Origin of the sequence: Shewanella sp. 1CM18E, from assembly GCF_023161665.1 — a bacterium.
Taxonomy (GTDB): domain Bacteria; phylum Pseudomonadota; class Gammaproteobacteria; order Enterobacterales; family Shewanellaceae; genus Shewanella.
In genome coordinates this window covers 58157-80038 of record NZ_JALNTW010000020.1, presented here as the reverse complement: position 1 = coordinate 80038, position 21882 = coordinate 58157, and the positions used below count along the sequence as shown (strand labels likewise).

Here is a 21882-nt window from a genome sequence, read left to right as displayed (position 1 = left end):
GTTAACGCACGGTAGGAAAGCTCCCTTTTAGGGAGTTATATCAAAGCCACCTTCTTCAGAAGGTGGATCTTTTACATTTGCGCCTATGAAAAAACCACAGGGGATTACTTTTAATAAGATCAGCCTCTCACTCTTTACAAAGTAAGGCATGCCAGGTCAAGTCTGACCAAGGGTATCATCTGATGATTTAAGCTGGCTTTTTTACGTCTATCAAAATTCATCAAAACCTCTGTGGTTTCGGACGAGAAGGTAATGGCAGGATCCATCACCTCCTGAGCCAAGTTTGAGGAAACTAAGCAATAGCGCAGGGGCTTTAATCGTAGTGATCTTTGTTTGTAGCAAACCAATTGACTTAGATTAAGTGAACCTTAAGTTAACCGACTGGTCTTATCATAAAAATGCATCATTAGTTCATGGGAGGAACTTTGAAGATCATACTCATTTTTCTAATACTATCTAGCGCAGTAGTAGTCATTTATCCAACATGGGGTCTACTTAGCCCTGAAACTTACTTGCATGAACTGCTTGAACAGTTTCCCTCAGTCAATAAAACCAGTGTTACTCAAATTAAGCTGGCAGCATTAATACAGATTATCGCAAACTTAATATTAGCCTCAGTGTTTATCAATCTTGCACGTTATATGCAAACACCCACAAAGCCGAAACTGTTGAAGTTTGCCGCGCTCACCTTGATGATCTATCCATTTCTGACCATTATTTTTAATTTGCTAATAGGTATGGTGCTATCTCAACATCTGCAACAGCCACAATTGCATATAGAGCTGTCGGCAAGTTCACTATTTTACTTGGTGATGGGCGCTGCGTTACTCGGGATAAATAAGACTCAACAGCAAACTCCTTTAGAGCAGGCGTAATAAATGCAGGTAACTTTAAAGCTGAATAATTAGTTTGCTTTGCTATTAAAAATAACGCCCTCAAAAGAGGGCGTTATTTTTGTTACTTTAAATACATTTCGCAGGTTTTGGCAAACCGGCGATTTTTGTAGCCTGCTTTGCGGGACCGACAGGAAAGAGGGTGTAAAGGTATTTAGAGTTACCTTTATCTTCCCCCAACTTTTGCCCGATCGCTTTGACTAATACGCGTATTGCAGGGCTGGTTTTGAACTCAAGGTAAAACTCTCGCACAAAGTTAACCACTTCCCAGTGAGCGTCTGTTAGAGTAATGTTTTCTTCTGCCGCAATTACCGGCGCCAATTCGGGACTCCAGTCGCTCACAGATTTTAGATATCCCTGATGATCTGTTTCTATTTGTATACCGTTAAACTCAATCATATTACCAACTAATTACTTTATCGTACTTAATACTCAGCGCTACAAAATCACTGTAGTTCACTTGAGCAATCTCTTTTACAAACCGCTGTAGTCCGCGCGCGGCAACATCCTCTTTTGACACGTAAACAGTATAACCTGTTAGGCCCTGCATAATTTCAACTTGCAGCAAGCAATTAACCGCATTACCCGATAATAAAATACAATCGTCTTTGCGTGCGTAGCGCAGGCAAGTTTTCAACGCTAGGCTTTGAGCTGGTGATTCTTTAATAAGATGTAAGATCATTAGAAAACCATCACCTCATCAACTTGATTGAAATGCTGTGCAATTTCATCGCTTGTTGCAACCAACGTAGAGATCCGTAACTCCTCGTTATTTAACCCAAGTTCTAGTAATGAATCCAGGCAAACCAGTACCGTGTCAATATCATACAAAGGCAGGGCACCTAAGGTAGAGACGTAATCTTTACAACCAATAGATTCAGGATCTTGATTTTTAAGCAAGGTAAGTACTGCTTCTCCGGTAAAGAGTAAGCTAACTTCTTGTTCGAAGCTTGCGCTTAATAACGCAAAATCTAAGCCCTCACGCCCATGAGCAGTGCCATGAGGTGCTTGCTTAAATACAATACACAGTTTTTTCATAAATACTCGGAGATCTTAGAAACAAATAAGCCTATCAGCTTTTTCAATACCACTAACAAGCTCGCCTAAACCGCCCATAATAAACGGTGGTTGCATATTCCAATGTTGCTGCTGATATTCTTTAGCTTCAGATTGAGAGAGCACTCCGCGGCGCAGCGCTGCAGAAACGCAGTTAACCAATGGCACACCATGCTGTTGATGCAACTCCAGCCAGGCTTTTTGCAAGTCAAACTCATCACTTGCAGGGCTGTTAAGCATATTGGTGTTAAGTACACCGTCTTGATAGAAGAAAACCTTATCGATGGAGTGTCCGCTCGCTATTGCTTCCTTAGCGAACTGAAAGGCACTATAACTTGCACTATTGCCGTAAGGCGCTGAGTTAACCTGAATTATAAATTTGCTCATGGTAAAAAAAATGGCCCTTTAATAGGACCATTTTAACTCAATTAAATTTAATTGGTATTAGTCATCGCCGCCAACGCCCATTAAATGCAGTAGGGCAACGAATAGATTTAAGAAATCTAGGTATAAAGCGATAGTCGCGCGGATATAGTTAGTTTCGCCACCATTTACGATTTTGCTAGTATCGTAAAGAATGAAGCCAGTCATTAGCAATGCGATACCAGCGTTAAGCGCCATAAATACCATGCCGTTACCAAGGAACAGGTTAACCAGCAAACCAACAACCATGATGACTAAACCGGCGATAAGGAAACCGCGCATGAATGAGAAGTCTTTCTTAGTCGTAACTGCGTAACCTGAAAGTGCCACGAAGATAACTGAAGTTAAACCTAGCGCCTGCATGATTAACTGCGGGCCATTTGCCATGCCTGCGTAATGGTTAAGAATGTAACCCAGTGAAGCACCTTGCATACCAGTAAATGCAAATACCCAAAAAATACCCGCACTTGAATCAGCTTTTCTTAGGGTAACAAACAACAACACTAAGCTACCGATAGATAAACCAAGAGACATCATTGGGCTAATGGCCAGTGCCATTGCTAAACCCGCACACACTGCAGAGAACGCGAGTGTCATAGAAAGTAGCATATACGTATTTTTTAGCAGTTTATTTACCTCAACGGTAGTACTGCTATACGCGGTTTGTTGTGTCATATCTTTCATTTCTTTCTCCGAAGACAAATTTTCAAGCTATTTAATTTGAGCACAAGTTACGTAAGGAGTTCCCGAAATCACCAAAATAGGGACAAACCTTACCTTAAGTTATTGAATCATACCGTAGCTAACCTTAGGTATAAAGCGCTTATCCGCCAAAAACAACTAAGTTAAGCTAAGTTAATCCAACCAATCTTTATGTAATTTTTCACTGTCACCTAGATAATCAAGCACCCAGGTCATCGCTGGCGATGTATTTGCGGCGTTCCAAGCCAAGCAACAAGGACTGGTTTTGTTAGGCCTTTCGAGTTGTTTTTCGATTAATGCACCGGTTTTGATAAACGGAAACGCAAAATGGGCTGGCATATAACCGACACCAAGACCTTCACGAAAACAATTAATAGCTCGGATCCAATCAGGAACCACTAAGCGCCTTTGGTTTTCTAATAACCAAGTCATGCGTTTAGGGATCTCTCTGGAAGTATCTTCCAAACAAATCGATGGGTATTGGCGCAATTCATCATCACTTAATGGTCTATCAATATCGGCGAGCGGATGGTTTTTACCCACAAGAAAACACCACTCTATTTCCCCCATGTCTCTAAAGTGATAATCACCACCGACTGGGATAGCTGTTGTTGCGCCAATAGCAATATCGCTTCGGCCAGTCGCAATTGACTCCCACACGCCATTAAACACTTCAATGCGAATAATAAGCTCAACATTATCGAAAGTGCGGTAAAAATCAGCAATTAAATTACTGATCTTATCTGCTCGAACGATATTGTCGAGGGCGATAGACAGAGTAGGTTGCCAGCCATTGGCAACGCGGATTGTATCAGCTCGCATTGCATCAATGTCGGTTAATAAGGTCCTAGATTGCTTAACGAAATGCTCACCAGCGGGAGTTAAACTCACACTGCGATGATGCCTTACAAACAGCACCACGCCGAGCTCTTCTTCAATTTGTTTAACGGCATAGCTAACCGCAGAAGGGACCTTGTGTAGTTTATTTGCAGCAGCGGTAAAACTACCAACTCGCGCCACCATATCGATAAGTTGTAATGATTGTTCTGAAAGCATACTCACGTCCTGCTGTGATTTTTTTTGATAGCTAATGTGAAAAATAAACGTTTCACAGTACTTTAGCAAGTGATTACACTGCGCTGCTTTATAAAAGCCTCGATTTAAATATTGACTGAAGAAATCAACGATGAATCTTAAATACTATATATTCCTTACCTATCTTGCATTACTAAGCATGTTAGGTTTTATCGCAACTGATATGTACTTGCCTGCTTTCAAAGCAATTGAAGACACTATGGCGACTTCGCCGTCGCAAGTTGCTATGTCGCTTACTTTCTTTTTAGCTGGCTTAGCGTTAGGTCAATTACTTTATGGCCCGCTAGTTGAGCGCTTTGGTAAACGTAATTCACTGATCTTTGGTCTTGTGTTATTTGCTGCTGCCAGCTTTTCTCTTGCAGTAAGTGACTCAATTCTCGTATTCAATATTTCGCGCTTTATACAAGCATTAGGCGCGTGTTCTGCTGGTGTTATTTGGCAAGCAATTGTTATTGAAAAATATGATGCTGCAAAAGCACAGGGCGTATTTTCGAACATTATGCCTCTTGTGGCTTTATCACCAGCTTTAGCTCCGATCTTAGGTGCTTTCATTCTTAAGTCTTTTGGCTGGGAAAGCATCTTTATTACATTAACGGGTTTAGCTGCGGTAATGATCTTGCTAACAGCTTGGTTTGTTCCTGCGGAAACAAAAGCCGTAAGTCACGACAAAAAAGAGATCCGTTACTTCTCAATCCTAAAAAACACTAAGTTTTTAGGTAACGTGATTATTTTTGGTGCTTGTTCAGGTGCATTCTTTTCGTACCTAACTTTATGGCCAGTAGTGATGGAGCAACACGGTTTTGATGCTACAGCTATCGGACTAAGCTTTATTCCACAAACCATTACTTTCATTCTGGGTGGCTATGCAAGCAAGATCCTTATTCGTAAGCTTGGATCTGAGAAAACACTAAAGATTTTATTATCAGTGTTTGGTACCTGTGCAATGTCTATCGCTATCGTGACAATTGTATTCCAGGGCTTAAGTATCTTCCCACTGCTAACAATATTCTCAATATTGGCTGCATGTAGTGGCGGTATTTACCCGATTGTTGTTAACGGTGCATTACAGGAGTTTCCAGAGAACGCTGCAAAAGCGGCAGGATTACAGAACTTCTTGCAGATCAGCTTATCTTTTGGTGCTTCAAGTTTAGTGGCTATGTGGGCAACAAGCGGTGAAGTAGCAATTGGTTGGGGGATCATGATTTGTTCATTCATCGTATTTATGGGTTTCAAGCTACGCAACTATAAAACGTGGAATGAAGTGAGTGAAGAAATTGTTATGCCAGACCCTGCGCGTATTGCAATCAATCAGGATGAGAAATAAGCGAATAGGTCTAATCTTAGTCAAAGAGATAATTTAATAACGTTATCTCTTTACAAGCACTCAAGAGCGCTATATTATTCGCGGCGTTCGGAGAGATGGCAGAGTGGTCGAATGCACCGGTCTTGAAAACCGGCATGGGTTTATAGCCCATCTAGGGTTCAAATCCCTATCTCTCCGCCATATTTAAGATAAAAGGCTCATCAGAAATGATGAGCCTTTTTCGTATCTAGAGCTTAATGGTTTATAGCTCAGATATGTAGGGTTCCTATTAGTTAAAGTCTGCTAACTCTCCGCGTCATTTAGACGAAGCTATATAACCCAAGCCTATAGTCTCAGCTATCTACTGAACAAACCTGACTCTCCGCGTTTTTTCAAATCTATCTATAAAGCCGATGTTGATTTTCAAATATTTATATAAACTCATTCTCTTCACTAAACTATAGAAGCTTAAGCGGATTAGTTTTATTGTCTACTCTTAGTAAACACCATTAAGCAACCAACAATTAAGCGGGTTTATAAAATGCATAAGACGATATTAGTTACTGGCGCAACTGACGGCATTGGTCTAGTTACAGTGAAAATGCTGGCAGAATTAGGCCATTCATTAATCATTCATGGACGTACGCCAAGTAAAGTAGAGGCTGTAGCAAATGACATCGAACAGGCTTATAAAGTTGATGTAGCAACTATCGTTGCGGATCTATCCAGTTTAAGTGCCGTGCATAATATGGTCGCAGAGCTAAAGCAGCGTTTTAACTCCATAGATGTCGTGATTAATAATGCCGGTGTTTATGCGGTCAACGAGACGAGAACGGTTGATAACTTAGACGTTCGGTTCGCCGTTAATACGGTTGCTGCTTATATTCTGACTAAAGATTTACTGCCATTAATTGCAGAAGGTGGTCGAATCGTAAACTTATCGTCAGCTGCTCAAGCAAGTGTTGACCTTACCGCGTTAAAAGGCGACAAACCGCTCGCTGATGGACAGGCATATGCACAAAGCAAATTAGCACTTACGATGTTTTCTCGCTCGTTAGGCTTGGCTGAACAGCAAAAGGGCAGTGACAAAGTCATTGTTTCGGTCAACCCTAAATCATTACTTGGCAGTAAGATGGTGAAAACCGCATACGGTATTGCAGGTGGCGACTTATCAATTGGCGCAGACATTCTGATCCGTGCGGCATTATCTGATGAATTCTTATCAGCAGCTGGACAGTATTTTGATAATGATATTGGCGCATTTGCCTCTCCTCATCCAGATGCCCTTAATAGGGGGAAGGTAGAGCAAGTGCTAGAGATGATAGAATCAGTTATTACCGCTAACGCAGCTAATAACTGATTAATTAGCATAAACAGTAAAGCGAGTTTTCATATTGTGTAAAAGCAGTGTTGAACTCAACCAACCAAAAGCTCGCTACTTCAGCGGGCTTTTTCCGTTTTGCTCTCTAGTCTCAAACTCGTAAGCACTAAATTGATAATGCTTGTAATGACTCAGGCGTTAAGCGGTTAGACCGATAGCATTCATGTCAACAATAACGACTGCCAAGTCATTTTCAACATTAAATCCACTATAGGGCCTACGCTCTAACCATTTTATATTTTTTATTAAAAATGTATCTTCAAAGTCGAGTATTATCAAATTTAAACTAACTGTTAGACTGCAAACACTGAATTGAAGCTAAGCATTCTAAGTACGTTAGTACTCGCAGCAGCTTTATAAATATCACTTGTTAACGTGAGATCAAACAAATGAACTACCAAGGAAAAGTTTATCGCCCTTGGCCTGAGGCGAGAAGCATACTAATTCAAACAACATTAGGCTGTAGTGTTAATACCTGTACGTTTTGTAGCATGTTTGATGACAAACGCTTTAAGGTTAGAGATCTAGAGGATGTATTCAAAGATATCGATCAACTAAGGATCTATTACCCACACGTCGACTCGATATTTTTAATCGACGGTAATGTAATGGCTGCACGCACAGACTATTTGTTAAAGCTGTTTGATAAGCTCAATACTACGTTTCCTGAGTGCACTAAGATCTCTATGTATAGCGGCTTAAACGACTTTAGACGCAAGTCGATTAACGAGTTAAAAGAGATCAAAGATGCTGGTCTAACTATGGCATATTCTGGATTAGAGTCAGGTGACCGCTTGGTACTTGATAAAATCAAGAAGAACATGAGCCCAGAGCAGGCAATTAAAGGCATGGAAATGGCGAAAGAGGCGGGTATACAAACGCTGTTATCTTTCATATTTGGTTTAGGTGGAAGAGAGCGTTCTAAAGAGCATATCGTTGCGACGACTGATATCTTAAACCAGATGCAACCAGATGAAATCGCGCCGATGGCACTAGCTATTCAGCCAGGAACTGTACTTGAGCAAGAGGTAAAGCGTGGTGAGTTTATCATGCCGACAGAGCTACAGATCTTACAAGAGGAGCAATATCTGCTGAGTCATCTCGATTTTAATACCTTTTACTGGGGTGACCACGGTAATAACATCGTTTCATTAAAAGGCGGGTTACCTCATTGCCAAGAGGGCTTTTTGAATAAGGTCAATTCAGCAATTGAGCTACGAGCTAAAGCTGAAGATAGGGTTATTCAAACCTTCTCTTGGTAATCGTTATAACGGGCACTTTGATAACTTATATAACACGTTAGATTAGTGCTCATACACCGCTTACAAGGAACAAGATATTGTCTTCGTTAACTGTAAGCGGGCATTTATTAAATTATTGTGCTTAATTGTTAGCTTTCGCGGCTTTTAGTTCAGTTTCCCAATAGGCTGGCTGACCATAATATTGGTTAAAAAAGTCGATAAACGCGCGAACCTTGGGTGCGATTAATCTTGAGCTCGGATAAACCGCCCAAATAGATGCATTTGAGGCAAAAGGGTAATCTGTTAATACCTCAACCAATTCACCGCTTATAAGTTGCTGATAAACGCTCCAGATAGAGTTAACCGACAAACCAAGACCATCTATAGTTGCATCACGCATCGCATCACCGTTATCAGTTCTAAAGCATCCTTTGGTTTTTATGCTGTATGGTCCGTTATCGGTATCAAATATCCAGGTATCTAAGTTCATCAGGTTTATGCATTGATGATTAACCAGATCTTCAGGTGTTGCCGGAACCCCATGCTCTTTAATATATGCAGGTGATGCACAGAGCACGCGTCTGTCAGAAGCAAGCTTGCGCGCTATTAGTGATGAGTCTTTTAACTCGGCAATACGAATCGCCACATCAAAGCCGCCATCGACCAAATCAATGATGGTATCTGAAAACCGTAAATCGATGGTGAGATCGGGATATTGCTGCATAAAGCCTTTAATCGCTCTTACCATATGCAAACGACCAAAAGAGGCGGGAGCGGTTACCCGCAACGTACCGCTAGGTGATGAAAAACCCGCACCGACCGCGGCTCTTGCAGCTTCTGCTGTAGCCAAGACTTCCAGTGCATGGGGTAAAAATGATTCACCTTCTTGGGTCAAAGACACTTTTCGCGTGGTGCGATGTAACAAACGCACGCCTAAACTTTCTTCTAGTTTGTTGATATGTACGCTGGCAACAGCAGGGGAAAGCCCTAATTCTTGACCAGCCATACTGATATTGTGAGTTGAAGCTAAACGTACAAACAGCTTTAGATGTTCTAGGTTCATTTCAATTTTATACGTTATCTAAATAGTAGTTATAAAAATAAACCAATTTTCATTAAATACTAAGTAAATTTAAGCGCCTGAACAAAAATTAATTTCCTAAATGAAGCTTTGATTAGTCTAACAACCACATGAAAGTTAAAACTAAAACAAATGGCAACTAACTAATAACCGTTCAAGTCAAAAAATTAGTAGTACTGAGAAACAAAAAATAAAAAAGCCTGAGAGGTACTCAGGCTTTTAATCTGGCTAAACGCGTTTACGAGTTTATACGCTTACCGCTTCTGTTGTTGGCTCTTCAACTCGTGACTTACTGCCAATCATACGTTTGATATCTTCAATCATGATATACAAGCATGGGATTAGCACCAAAGTCACGACAGTGGCAAACAACACACCGAAAGCTAAAGACACGGCCATTGGGATCACCATCTGCGCTTGCATACTGGTTTCCGTCATAATTGGCACTAATCCAATAAAGGTGGTTAGCGAGGTCAACAAAATCGCTCTAAAGCGTCGACAACCCGCTTCAAGTACTGAGAGCTTCATTGCTACGCCTGACTCCCTCGACTTATTGATGTAATCCACCATTACTAACGAGTCATTCACTACAACACCTGCAGCGGCAATAATACCGAATATCGAAAGGGCACTTAGGTCTAACCCGAGTAACATATGCCCAAGCACCGAGCCGATTACACCAAACGGAATAACCGCCATGATCATTATCGGTTGTGAGTAAGATTTAAGGGGCACCGCCAGCAAGCTATAAATCACCAACATAGAGATCAAGAAGTCTCTAAGCTGGGTGTCCGCACTATCTAGCTGCTCCTGAATATTACCGGCAACCTCACTTTTAACTCTTGGATATTTAGTCAATAACTCAGGCAAAAAGTTATCGCGAATATCTTTAGCTAGCTTAAATGGCTCAGCTTGCTCGGCATCAACTGAGCCCCAAACGTTAATGGTACGGTTACCATTTTCTCGACGAATACTGTTCACGCCATCGGTCACAACAATCGTCGCGACTTCAGATAACGGTAGTTCAGCACCTTGTGGGGTTTTAATCATTACATCTGACACCTGAGCGATGGAGTTTCGTTGCTCCTCAGGGTAGCGTAGCATCACTTTAATCTCTTCGCCGTTACGTAAAATACGCTGTGCTTCAAGACCATAAAAGCTATTACCAACCTGACGTGCAATATCTGCAAGCGTTAAACCGATACTATGTGCTAGCGGTTTAAGCTCAAACTGAATTTCTTTGGCGCTTGATTGGCGGCTGTCATTAACATCACCAACACCTTTAAGGGTGTTAAGTTTCGCTTTAAGCTCCTTCGCCGCAGCGACTAATTGCGCATCATCTTTACCTTCAAGCCTAAAGCTGATGTCACCATCATCACGGCCACCGCCGAACAAGTTATCTTGAATGCTAAAAGATTTCATACCGGGAATTAGTGGCATGTTTTGACGCCAAAGCTCTGCAACGGCAAACGTGTCGATAGGGCGGATTTCAGGATCAACAAGCTTAGTTCTTAATTCTGCTCCCGTTCTACCACGTAGCTCGACCTGAAGATCTGAAATCATGTTTTGGCCGTACTCAGCTTTAATCTGCGCATCGACCTCTTTAAGGGCTTTTTCTATGGCTAAGGCGGCGGCTAAAGTAGAGCGTTCAGATGCATCAATATTCATCTCAAACTCAATCCTCGGGAAATCATGAGGAATTTTAGGCTGACCAATAAAGCGGATCATGCCGCCAGTATAAAGACCTGCACACACCATTATTAGACTTAAGAACACCATAATCACTGTGTAACGATACTTAACAGCCAGTTCTAATGAAGGGCGATAATACTTAATGATTAACACCTTTAATCCACTATCAACTTTCTCTTGTAAGAAGTTAACTATGTTGCGCAGCCAATCTAAAGGATTTTTAGAACCCGGCTTAACAATGGTTTTCTGCTTCATGCGCGCTAAGTGAGCTGGCAAGATGAGTTTTGATTCAACAAGTGAGAAAATAAGGCAAAGGATAACCACATAACCAATGGCTTGGCCAAAAGCTGAAGAGGGACCATCATCTAAGGTGATTGGTAAAAACGCAGCTATAGTGGTTAAGACACCAAAGGTTGCAGGCATAGCAACACGTTTAACCCCGCGAATGACATTATCTAGGGTTTGGCCTTTTTCTTCACATTCAGCGTGGGCGCTTTCTCCCATAACGATGGCATCATCGACCACAATACCTAAGACCAAAATGAACGCGAATAGACTGATAACGTTAATGGTGACGTCAATCATCCCCATAGGCATAAATAATAGGGTACCTAAGAAACAAACTGGCAAGCCCATCATTACCCAGAACGCCAATCGTACTCGTAGGAATAGTGCTAACAGAATAAACACCAGTACAGCGCCACTTTTCATGCTGTCTAGCATGAGATCCAAACGCCCTTCGAGGTAATACGTCATATCGACCCACGGCTCGAGCTTAACGCCCTCAGGCAACACTTTTTGCTTGTCAGCGATATAAGCTTTTACTACGTCGGCAACATCGGTAAGACTTTGATCGTTTGCTGCACCAATAAAGAAAGTGACTGAGTTTTTACCATTAAATTTTGAGTATTGAATACCTTCTTCAAAACCATCAACAACGGTAGCAACATCACCAAGTAAAAGGGTTGTGCCATCTTCAAGGGTGATCAGCGGTAAACTTTCAAACTCATAGCCTACATATGCTTGGTTCTGCACGCGAAGATTGATATAGCCGTTTTCAGCGCGAATTTGCCCTGCCGACATATTACGAGAATAACCTCGCACCGCTTCGGCAACATCGTTAAAACTTAATCCAAATTCACGTAATCTGTCTTTACTGACTTCGATTGCGATTTCATAACCCAGACCACCATAAAAGTCAGTAATATTCACCTTTGGCAGTTGCAGCAGTTCATCATGGATTTTTTCGCCGAGATCTTTAAGTTGGCGCTGGGATAAATCACCATAAAGACTCATGTACATTACTTCTTGACGAATTTTAATCCTTTCAACTTTCGGACGCTCCATACCATCCGGAAAACTGGAAATAGAGTCGATTTCAGATTTGACCTCTTCAAGCACCACCTGCGGGTCGTATGAGTCTTCAATTCTAAAATAGCCAGATGACATATTACGGTTTGAGTAGGTTATAACCCGCTTAAGACCTTGAACGCTCTCAAGCGCTTCTTCAATCTTAATGGTTATCCCTTCTTCCACTTCTTGAGGGGCGGCTCCTGGGTATACTGCGTTAAACTCCAGCCAATTGATCTCTACGGCAGGGAAGAACTGTTTACGAATCGTGTTAGCCGTAAGGAGGCCACCGAGTAAGATAATAATCATCAACAGGTTTGCTGCAACGCTGTTGCGAGCAAACCAGGCGATAATGCCTTTATTAGTATCGATCATGAATTAATCCTTCTCTTCCATCGCTAACTGAGTAGCTTGAGGATCATCAGACTCATCACCGAGTGTTGGGTCTTGTGGCAAGGCGAGCTGCATACCTTCAATTGGATAATCAAGCGCAGAGGTAATGACATTAACACCTGCATCAAGTCCCGCTGATACAATCACTTTAGAACCGATTTGGCGTACAATAGTAATGTCCTTATATCTCAGCTTGCCCTCATCATCTAATGTCGCCACTTGATTGTTAATCACCAAGTGCCTTGGGATTTCGGCGACTTGGCCGGCATGGCTACCGTCAATACTCGCGGTAACATAGGTACCGTAGCGTAGTTCGTTAAAATCATTAGTTTTCGAGTTGAGTCCATAAGGGTCAATCACCTCAGCCACTAGATAAGTCATACGGCTGCGGTTATCAATGACACCTTCACTTCTTACAATTGTCGCGGGCCACTCTTGAGATTGACCTGCAAACTCGCCAGTGAGCTTTACCTCTGCGCCTTTGCCTTTATTATCTAAAAATTGCAGCTCTTTATCGGCGATTGGCAAACGGATCTCAGCCTGGTCTGTACTTAATACTTTGCCAAGTGGGGTCCCCATACTGACGTAAGAACCTAGACCAATGTTACGCGCTTCAATTAACGCATCATATGGCGCTTTAATTATGGTTCGCTCTAAATTGCGATTAGCGCGCTTAAGGCCTGCTTCAGAAGAGTTTAGTTTGGCAACTTCTTGAGCAAGCTGTGGTTTACGTAAACTAAGTTCTGTTGGCACACCATTTTCAATGCGTTTCCATTCTTCTTCAGCAACCTTACCAAAGGCTTTTTCCTGCACAAGTGTCGCACGTGCGGACGCCATGTTAGCTTTGGCATCTATTAAAGCGGCCTCATAATCACTTGGATCGATTTTAGCTAGCACATCACCTTTTTTGACAAATCCACCTTTAACAAAGGCGGCTGATAAATAAACAATTTCACCATTTACCTGTGAGACTAGTTCTGTCTCATATTTGGCACTAACTACACCGTATGAGCTTACTGCAAAGCTCATTGGTTTAATTTCTACAGCTTGAACTGAAACCAAAGGAGTTGTATCTAATTCCTCTTTTTCCTCAGGTGGTTTCTTTAATGCTGACATGCCAATAAACCCCGTTACGCCGACAGCGATAACAACGATAGGTAAAATGATCTGTTTTTTTGTAGCCACAAACACGTCCTCTTGTTGAAGCACTCCACTCGATACACAATCTTTTATTGCTTGCTAAAGAATATCTGAGCAAATCTAATTCTAATTTTGATTGTATGTTAATTGAATTGATGAATTGTGACAGGCTGATTATGTAAACGTGTGTGACGAAATTAGACTTTTACTATGTGAAAAGTGCTTCCGGTAATTTGAACCGAAGTAGAAAAGCAAAGTGGATTACCACCTATATTACTGTAAATTAATGACTATATATGGATAGAACAGATTTCTATTTTGCTTAACGATTTTAGTTTTACTCAAAATAAACTTTACATTTATGTAAAGAAATAACTAGGCAACTTAAGCAAAAGGATCTCGCGGACTATCTAAAAACCACTACGATCCGCCCAATGTCCCCCGGTTTTGCCCATTAAGTAATTGGTGCATGCTCAGTTGTTGATTAAAAGTTTTAGACGAGAAGATATGAGTAAAAACACCTTGTCAAAGCTGTTTAGCAATGTCGGGAGAGAACAAAAGTGAGGTGAGAGATATGAGCATGGTGAGGATGATAAGGGCGATAAACATTATCTATCGGTTTAAAGGTATACCGTTTTACGTGTTTATTATCTCCTTAATGTTTGATGAACAAAACTTATAAAGCATATGACTTAAAACAAAAAAGCCCCATAAGGGGCTTTTAGTCAGTGCAATTAGCAGAAAGGTTAAATTAACCGCAGCACTTTTTATATTTTTTACCGCTACCACAAACGCAAGGATCGTTACGGTTAGGTGTTTTTTCAAAACGCGTTGTTTGCGGCTTATTAAGTAAACCTTCTAAAAGTACGATATCTTCAGCTTGCTCGGCATTTACTGTGATCATGCCCACCAGCTGATTATCGACTAATAATTGATTAACTTCAGCTTCTCTTTCTGCAGTTTGAACAAGCAACTGCAGCGGGTTTTCTGCGGTACCCACTTTTACTTCACGTTTAGTATTGTAACCATAGCTTTCGTGCTTAGGCTTTGGCGTTTTACGGCCTTTAAAAAAGAATTTGTCAGACATCGCTATGGTGCTCAGTGTTTATAAAGATAAATTTAGGCAAGCTTATACTATAAAAACCCATAAAGTGGTACTGAAGTCGCTATTTAACCCGGTTTTTCAGCGCTATTTTAGCCATTTTGTGATTTATCCTAATGCCAGCACTATCAGCTGGTGGACATATTGCCGTTAATCATCCACAGGCTCTGCGCTCAGTTTATGTCTAAAATTGAGTCCTGATATACACTTTGGTTAGTTTAAGTTAGGTAAAACGCTGCCAGTTTGCCTAAATACGCTAAATTTCTCGCTTTAGTGCGCTATCTTAGACGTTTTGGTATTTCCGCATCAGCGAAAACTTTGTTAAAATCGGCGCAAATTAAAGGAGAGCTTTACTATGCCAGTTTATGTTGTGGGCCACAAAATCCCAGATTCAGATTCAATTTGTGGTGCTATTGCACTTGCACACCTAAAAAACCAAATCGGCGAAGAGTCAGTTGCGACGCGTTTAGGTGACATTTCACCAGAAACAGCTTTTATTCTTGAAAAGTTTGGTTTTGACGCACCTGAGCTTAAGCTTAGCTACGCTGGCGAAGAAGTGTATATCGTTGACCATTCAGAGCTGACTCAAGCACCAGACGATATTGCAGAAGCAACAATCGTAGGTATCGTTGATCACCACAAATTAGGCGACCTAACAACCTCTACGCCGCTAGAGTGCTGGATCCGTCCAGTAGGTTGTAGTAACACAGTTATCAAAATGATGTACGACTTCTACAACGTTGAAATTCCAAAAAATATCGCTGGCATCATGTTATGCGCTATCTTAAGTGACACTGTTATTTTCAAGTCGCCAACATGCACAACAGCAGACATCAAGTGTGTTGAAGCATTAGCTGAAATTGCTGGCATTGAAGACTTCAAAGCTTTAGGCATGGATATGTTTAAAGTGAAATCTGCTGTAGAAGGTACACCTGCACGCGATCTTGTTATGCGTGACTTTAAAGACTTCAACATGAACGGTAACTTAGTCGGTATCGGTCAGTTAGAAGTTATCGACCTTTCAGTATTTGACGATATTAAAGCTGAACTTGAAGCGGATATCGCTGCACTTAAAGCTGAAGGTAACCGTCACAGCGTACTATTGTTGCTGACTGACATCATGAAAGAAGGTTCTGAAATGCTAATCGTTAGTGACGACCTAGCTAAAATTGAATCTGCTTACAACTGCAAGTCTGAAAACAACAAAGTATGGTTAGATGGTGTACTAAGCCGTAAAAAGCAAGTTGTACCGCCACTACAAGACGTTTTCGCTTAACTCTAAGCAAATCTAGCAGTTGAAAAAGGCCGAACATAATGTTCGGCCTTTTTGTTACTTGTTAAAACGTTTCGTATTTAAATACGGTAATTACAAAAGCTTACTAAAACAACGCTATAAGCGAGGAGCTCAATTTTAATCTTTAGTGTCAGTTTTTCGTAAACTGTTTAACCTTGCCTGAGCTAAGCCTAAAATGCTGTTCTTAGGGTACTGCTCTTTAGCATTTAAACTGCCAACCTTGAGATCGGTCAATAGCTCGATGGCTTGATCCACATGGCTAATCGCCCAAATGTGGAATTTACCTTTGTCTACAGCATCGACAATGTCTTTACGTAACATCAGATTATGCACATTCGATTGCGGAATAATCACGCCTTGGCTGTCTTTGCGCCCACGGATCTTACAAACATCAAAGAAACCTTCGATTTTCTCATTAACCCCGCCAATCGGCTGCGCCTCACCAAACTGGTTCATTGAGCCAGTAATCGCAATATCCTGTCTTAATCCAACACCCGCAAAAGATGACAACATGGCACAAAGCTCAGCCATAGTGGCGCTGTCACCATCAACACCGCCATACGATTGCTCAAAGGTGAGGTGAGTCGATAATGGGATCTTGTCGGTTTTACCCAAAATCGAAGCGATATACGCAGTTAAAATCATCACGCCCTTAGAGTGAATGCTGCCGCTCAGCTCTACATTACGCTCAATATCAAACACTCGACCTTCACCAAACGCGGTAGTCGCGGTGATCCTGCTTGGCGCACCGAACTGATAATCCGTGGTCGACATCACCGATAACGCGTTAACTTGGCCAACGGTTAAGCCTGCGGTACTGATCAGCGTTGTGCCATTAACGAAGCTTTGCATAAAGTCATCTTTAGCACGGCAAATACGTTTCTCTTTATTAGCTAGCGCTTGCTCTACGTGACTGACTCGGATCATGTTGGCATTAACTGAACGAGCACAGTAATTGGCTTCTCGCAGCAAGTTGGCAATATCAACCGAATGCAATGAAAGCATGTTTTGATCATCAGCCTGGCGCGAACTAAATTCAATCACCCGAGCTATCGCCTTTTTATCGCAATGCAGCATCTTGTTGCTATGCACAATACTTGAGATAAACTGGGCATATTGCACTTCAGATTTATCCGTTCTAGGCATTCTGTCTTCAAAATCCGCAGTCACTCGAAACAGCTCAGTAAACTCAGCGTCATACTGTTGTAGGAGTTTATAAGTTGCGAAATCACCAAACAAAATGATCTTCACATCAAGCGGAATCGGCTCAGGGTCCAGTGAAATTGTGCCCGACAATGTGACTTCACGTTCAAGTGAAGTCACACTTAACTTGCGAGAACGTAAAGCACGCTTTAATCCATCCCATACGTACGGATGCTCTAGCACTTTTACCGCATCAATCATTAATACTCCGCCGTTTGCTTTATGCAGACTACCTGGACGAATTAATGAAAAATCAGTAAATACTGTGCCTTTATAGGTGGCATTTTCTACGTAACCAAAAATGGTGTGATAGTTAGGTGTTTCTTCTACAATAATGGGCTGCATTTGTGATGCTTGTGACACCAGCACATTAATTTGATAACGCCTTGGCATCTTCTTGCTCATAGAGGCGTAGGCAAGGGCAGCTTGCTCTTCACTTTCTTCTAGGAAGATATCCAGATTATCAAGAATGTCCTTATGCATGGCTTTGATATAAGCCTTAACATTGGGATGTTCTTTATATTGTTCTTTTAACGCATCGAGTACATGGGCGAGCACACCATCGGCTACTTGCTCATCATGCTTTTGCTGCTTTTCAGCGTAGTCTTCTTCCCATACGGTGATTTGGCGAACGATGCCGCGCAGCTGGGCTTCAAACTTAGAAATCGATTCTTGCATATCGTCTTGCTCTTTTGTAGACAATGCTAAATAGCTTTCTTCGCTATGAGCCTCTTCACCATTTAACGCAACAAGCTCATAATTACCTTGAGGTGAAATAGACAAACCAACACTATGACGCTTTGCTTCTTCTGTTAGTAACAAAAGCGCTTCTTCTTGCTTAGCAGCTAGCTGATTTTTGAGTTTATCGGCGCGGGTGTAATACATTTCGTTATCGAAAGCTAATGGCAGCGACTTAAGCAGCTTGCCCATTAATTTTTCGATATCTTTTTTAAAGGTGAGTCCCATGCCAGCAGGCAGCTTAAGCACTTTAGGGCTACGGGTGTCATCAAAGTTAACCACGTAACACCAGTCATAAAGGGTGCGGCCGTTTGAGTTAGGCGCCTGTCTATTTAAATGGCGCAGCACCATAGTGCGCTTACCAAGACCATTACGGCCAAGTGCATAGATGTTGTAGCCCTTCTCTTTCATTGATAGGGCAAACTCTACAGCTTGCTGCGCCCGGGCTTGGCCTACGATTTCATCCAGTGGCTCGAGGTGTTTGGTTGACTTACAGTCTGAAGATAATTTTTTAAGCGCAGATGCGCGGTACAGCTTGGTGCTGTTGAGAGGTTTTATTGGCATAATACATCCTCCTGATGACTGTCAATAAATTCACTCTATAACAGTTAACACCAAGATTTCGCTATTTTTTTACCAAAAGTAGACTTTTTAAGCGAACAAACCACTTAAGTGGTTAATTATTAATCGCAAAACAAAAATCCCTCAGCGTTCTCCTGTAAAAGAACAAACTGAGGGATCCATGGCTAAGGTTAAATAGTCAAAGTGCTAAATAGCCAAAGTCGCTAGACTTTTACTTCTAATAAGTTGTTTGCACAGCCTAGTAAGCTAGCAAACTAAAGCCCTTTTAGATATTGAACTCGTGTTGTGTTGCAGACCAAACTCGCCAAATCAACTTCACTACCAGACTCAAAGCCCGCTTCAACGTTAAGACTAGATTCAACACCAACACTATTATCCATTGAGCCTGTAGCCGAAGAAACTACAGCTTGAAAGCAGAGCTGTTTATTGGTTTGTAGTAAAGTCTCTAACCCGCTGCTTTGCCAGTGGCTGTTTGTGTCAATCGCGCGCAGATCAAATAAAACCGAATCAAATTTGCCTTTAAGGTCATCTAAAACTTGCGGATTATAAAAATGCTCATTGCCATAAAGAGCATTATGCTCGCTACGTTTTTTGTCGATAACAAAGTCAACGCCTTTAATATTGGTCAGGCTGGTCGATTTTTTACAAACCGTTAAGCATTCATCATCCATTACTGCTTTGTCACAGCCAGATGATTGTAAAAACAAGCACTGACGACTGCTCATCAACATAATCGGGTGATAAATACTGTAATGCAGACTGAAATTACGAGGGGCTTTTATTGCTTTAAGTTGCTTTTTATTAAGCTCATTTGATAAAAACGCGCCGCTACAGCCCTGTTGCTGCAAACAATATAAACTTATTGAGTTACTGGTATTCAAATAAGGCCCAGCAATCCAGCTAATATTCAATTGGTTGGCGATTACGCCAACACCACTATTGTTGGTCACAATGTGCTTAGGCTTAACTTGCTGCAATAAGCTTTGAGCTGCAATTAAATCGCTTTCCATAATAACCGCGCCAAACCACGGGGTTAACTCAGGTTCCTGCTTAAACAGCCAAACTAGTTTATCTAGTTGTGTTGCAATAGCATCAGGCACTAAATAATAGGCGTTTATCTGCTTAGCATTGTTGGCCAATAAAACATTTTGCTGTTTAAGCTCACGATACAAGGCGAGATCACGGCGGTTAGCGATTAAAATCGATAGCGATGTTTTAGCTGATGCTTGGTAACTGTTCGATGCCTTATCAGCATTGATAACTATATCTGCTGAGACTTTTTGCTTATCCAGTGCAGCGAGCTGCTGACGCACTTGTTGTAAAGTTACTGGCTCAACAGGTTCACGACCTCTATTCAAGCCTATGCTGATCTGACGTTTCATCTCTGTTAGTTCTTTAAAAGGTACAAACAGGTTGTCGCCTAAGTCATCAAAACAAATAGTGCTTAGCTGATATTCAATGTTATTAAAGCTTTGAAAGCGTTTTGATAGTTCTTCGTGAGTTAAGCCGTATTTATCAGAAGTCATCAAGTTTGACACCGAGCTTACTGTAAACTCGCGGTGCTCTGGCGCTTCAAACTGGCTATATTGTTGCTCGCTGACTTGTACCTTAATCGACAATACTTGCCCACTCAGGCCACTAATCGATAGGGTGATCAGCGGCTTATCAAGGCTTAGCTGACTAATCTTGTCGCCAACGGTAGTTATAATTTCGGTTTTTTCATCATAAAGCGCTTTTTTAACGTTAGTAGCTGCGTCATCCTTAGTTAACGAAGTAATTGGCGTTAAAGACGCGATATGACTAAAGTGCTGCACCGCATTGTCACGTGGATTATCGATATACATGTTCTTACCAATTGCGCCATGTAGGTAGCCATTGGAAAAGTCACGATTAAATACAGTGTATAGCGGTGTTTTATCTAAACTAGTCGCGAGATTTTGCTCTAAACGACTAATTTGTTTACGCCAAGTTTCAATAACGCGAAACACATAGTGAGACTTTTTAATTCTGCCTTCGACTTTTAGTGAATCTGCGCCCGCCGCATATAGTGCATCTAAGTCTGCAAATGCAGAGTTGTCTTTTAAGTTAAGCGGATACTCAGCACCCGCATTTGTGGTTTGGTATTGATCGCGACAAGGCTGGCTGCAGCGGCCACGATTACCAGAGTTACCACCATGGGCCGAACTAAAGTAGCAAAGGCCAGAGAAACCAATACAATTTGAGCCATGCACAAAAACTTCGGTTAGCATATCGATGCTATGAGCTTTATCTGACATCAACCTGATTTCGGTAAGACTGAGTTCGCGAGATAAGTTTGCCCGCGACGCTCCAAGGTGACCTAAAAAGGTCAATTGACCGGTGTTATGGGTCGTTACCTGAGTTGATGCGTGAATATCAAGAGTCGGATAATGTTGTTTTAATAGATAAAACAAACCGAGATCTTGAACGATAACGCCATCAATTGCGGTGTTTACCAGCTGATTCAACAATTTGAGCAGTGCAGGCAGTTCGCTTTCTAACACTATGATATTAAGTGTTAAAAATAACTGACAGTCATGCTTGTGGGCGATTCTAAGTAAACCATGTAAGTCTTCGAAACTTAAATTTTCGGCGCGGGTACGGGCATTAAAACTATTTAAGCCGCAATATACCGCGTCAGCACCAGCAACAATCGCCGCTTTAATCGACTCTATGTCACCACCGGGTGCGAGTAATTCAAGTTTTCTCATGGTATTCCTAGTTAATTGCTCATACATTTAGGCATTAATTTATTTGGTAACAACGCCAAAAAAAGCAATTTCGTGTGAGACTTTATCAAGATAAGCCGGCCATTGTATGAGTTAGCCTTAAACGGATCTATGTCAGTAAAATCTATTTTCCTAAACTATGACGCGGATCGTGTCCAAATGAGCTCATCACCTGAAAACTGAAGAACAGTTTTCCATTAGTTTATCGAATCTATTACTTATCAGCGTTAACGCAGATGTCATTGTGACTAAGCAAAAAACTAGGGCTTTAACTATCAATAGTTGCAGATAATAGTGATTTAAATTAGCAGTAATCAGAGATTGGTTAGCATTAATACAATTTATGCTGCAATTATATGCATAAGATCCTATGCATTAGTTTTTTTAAAGAGTATTACTCTGGTTTAGTGTAAGCTAAATGTTCTTGTTCTCAAGTAATTCAGAATTAATCCGCTTTCATTCAAAG

Annotated in this window: 17 protein-coding genes and 1 tRNA gene; 6 read left to right on the top strand and 12 right to left on the bottom strand. The window is 41.4% G+C overall.

The window, feature by feature from the left end; genetic code table 11:
• Positions 1-425 precede the first annotated feature (425 nt).
• Positions 426-875, top strand: a complete 450-nt coding sequence (locus MSG37_RS19270; RefSeq protein ID WP_248472289.1) for a hypothetical protein — start codon at positions 426-428, stop codon at positions 873-875.
• Between the two features lie 87 nt (positions 876-962).
• Here MSG37_RS19270 and MSG37_RS19265 read toward each other — a convergent pair whose 3' ends face one another.
• The 6 genes from MSG37_RS19265 to punR form a co-directional block, all read right to left on the bottom strand.
• The gene (locus MSG37_RS19265; protein ID WP_248472288.1) at positions 963-1292 is read right to left on the bottom strand and encodes a TusE/DsrC/DsvC family sulfur relay protein; all 330 of its coding nucleotides are present in this window, start codon (positions 1290-1292) and stop codon (positions 963-965) included.
• Between the two features lies 1 nt (position 1293).
• Positions 1294-1575, bottom strand: a complete 282-nt coding sequence (tusB, locus tag MSG37_RS19260; RefSeq protein WP_248472287.1) for a sulfurtransferase complex subunit TusB — start codon at positions 1573-1575, stop codon at positions 1294-1296.
• A complete protein-coding gene (gene tusC / locus MSG37_RS19255; RefSeq protein ID WP_248472286.1) occupies positions 1575-1931 on the bottom strand; it encodes a sulfurtransferase complex subunit TusC in 357 nt (118 codons plus the stop codon). Before tusC ends, tusB begins: the two co-directional genes overlap by 1 nt.
• 15 nt (positions 1932-1946) lie before the next feature.
• On the bottom strand, positions 1947-2336 hold the full coding sequence (gene tusD, locus MSG37_RS19250) for a sulfurtransferase complex subunit TusD (protein ID WP_248472285.1): 390 nt from the start codon (positions 2334-2336) through the stop codon (positions 1947-1949).
• 57 nt (positions 2337-2393) lie between these two features.
• Positions 2394-3047: a Bax inhibitor-1/YccA family protein gene (locus tag MSG37_RS19245; protein ID WP_248472291.1), complete on the bottom strand. Its 654-nt coding sequence runs from the start codon at positions 3045-3047 to the stop codon at positions 2394-2396.
• A gap of 180 nt (positions 3048-3227) precedes the next feature.
• On the bottom strand, positions 3228-4130 hold the full coding sequence (gene punR / locus MSG37_RS19240; protein WP_248472284.1) for a DNA-binding transcriptional activator PunR: 903 nt from the start codon (positions 4128-4130) through the stop codon (positions 3228-3230).
• Positions 4131-4245: 115 nt separating this feature from the next.
• On the opposite strand from punR, the gene punC reads away from it, so the two are divergent.
• The 4 genes from punC to MSG37_RS19220 all read left to right on the top strand — a co-directional run bounded on the left by punC (position 4246) and on the right by MSG37_RS19220 (position 8115).
• Positions 4246-5493: a purine nucleoside transporter PunC gene (gene punC, locus MSG37_RS19235; protein ID WP_248472290.1), complete on the top strand. Its 1248-nt coding sequence runs from the start codon at positions 4246-4248 to the stop codon at positions 5491-5493.
• Positions 5494-5582: 89 nt separating this feature from the next.
• Positions 5583-5673: transfer RNA gene (locus MSG37_RS19230), tRNA-Ser, on the top strand.
• 340 nt (positions 5674-6013) lie between these two features.
• Positions 6014-6832 carry an SDR family NAD(P)-dependent oxidoreductase gene (locus MSG37_RS19225; RefSeq protein ID WP_248472283.1) on the top strand — a complete coding sequence of 273 codons (819 nt, stop codon included), beginning with the start codon at positions 6014-6016 and terminating at the stop codon, positions 6830-6832.
• A gap of 410 nt (positions 6833-7242) precedes the next feature.
• Positions 7243-8115, top strand: a complete 873-nt coding sequence (locus MSG37_RS19220; RefSeq protein ID WP_248472282.1) for a radical SAM protein — start codon at positions 7243-7245, stop codon at positions 8113-8115.
• A gap of 121 nt (positions 8116-8236) precedes the next feature.
• Here MSG37_RS19220 and MSG37_RS19215 read toward each other — a convergent pair whose 3' ends face one another.
• From MSG37_RS19215 to MSG37_RS19200, 4 genes are all read right to left on the bottom strand, one after another.
• Positions 8237-9157 (bottom strand): LysR family transcriptional regulator, encoded by a 921-nt coding sequence (locus MSG37_RS19215; protein ID WP_248472281.1) that lies wholly within the window; start codon positions 9155-9157, stop codon positions 8237-8239.
• Between the two features lie 264 nt (positions 9158-9421).
• Positions 9422-12592 carry an efflux RND transporter permease subunit gene (locus MSG37_RS19210; RefSeq protein WP_248472280.1) on the bottom strand — a complete coding sequence of 1057 codons (3171 nt, stop codon included), beginning with the start codon at positions 12590-12592 and terminating at the stop codon, positions 9422-9424.
• Between the two features lie 3 nt (positions 12593-12595).
• A complete protein-coding gene (locus tag MSG37_RS19205; protein WP_248472279.1) occupies positions 12596-13795 on the bottom strand; it encodes an efflux RND transporter periplasmic adaptor subunit in 1200 nt (399 codons plus the stop codon).
• Between the two features lie 706 nt (positions 13796-14501).
• Positions 14502-14837, bottom strand: coding sequence for a PBPRA1643 family SWIM/SEC-C metal-binding motif protein (locus tag MSG37_RS19200; RefSeq protein WP_248472278.1), 336 nt, complete (start codon positions 14835-14837; stop codon positions 14502-14504).
• Positions 14838-15207: 370 nt separating this feature from the next.
• Here MSG37_RS19200 and MSG37_RS19195 point away from each other — a divergent pair, with 370 nt between their 5' ends.
• Complete coding sequence (locus MSG37_RS19195; protein WP_248472277.1) at positions 15208-16128, top strand: manganese-dependent inorganic pyrophosphatase; 921 nt, start codon at positions 15208-15210, stop codon at positions 16126-16128.
• A 135-nt stretch (positions 16129-16263) separates the two neighbouring features.
• Here the strand turns inward: MSG37_RS19195 and MSG37_RS19190 are convergent, their stop codons facing one another.
• The gene (locus MSG37_RS19190) at positions 16264-18651 is read right to left on the bottom strand and encodes an ATP-binding protein (RefSeq protein ID WP_248472276.1); all 2388 of its coding nucleotides are present in this window, start codon (positions 18649-18651) and stop codon (positions 16264-16266) included.
• A 272-nt stretch (positions 18652-18923) separates the two neighbouring features.
• Entirely contained in the window at positions 18924-21398 is a 2475-nt protein-coding gene (locus MSG37_RS19185; protein ID WP_248472275.1) for a peptidase U32 family protein, read from the bottom strand.
• Between the last annotated feature and the right edge of the window lie 484 nt (positions 21399-21882).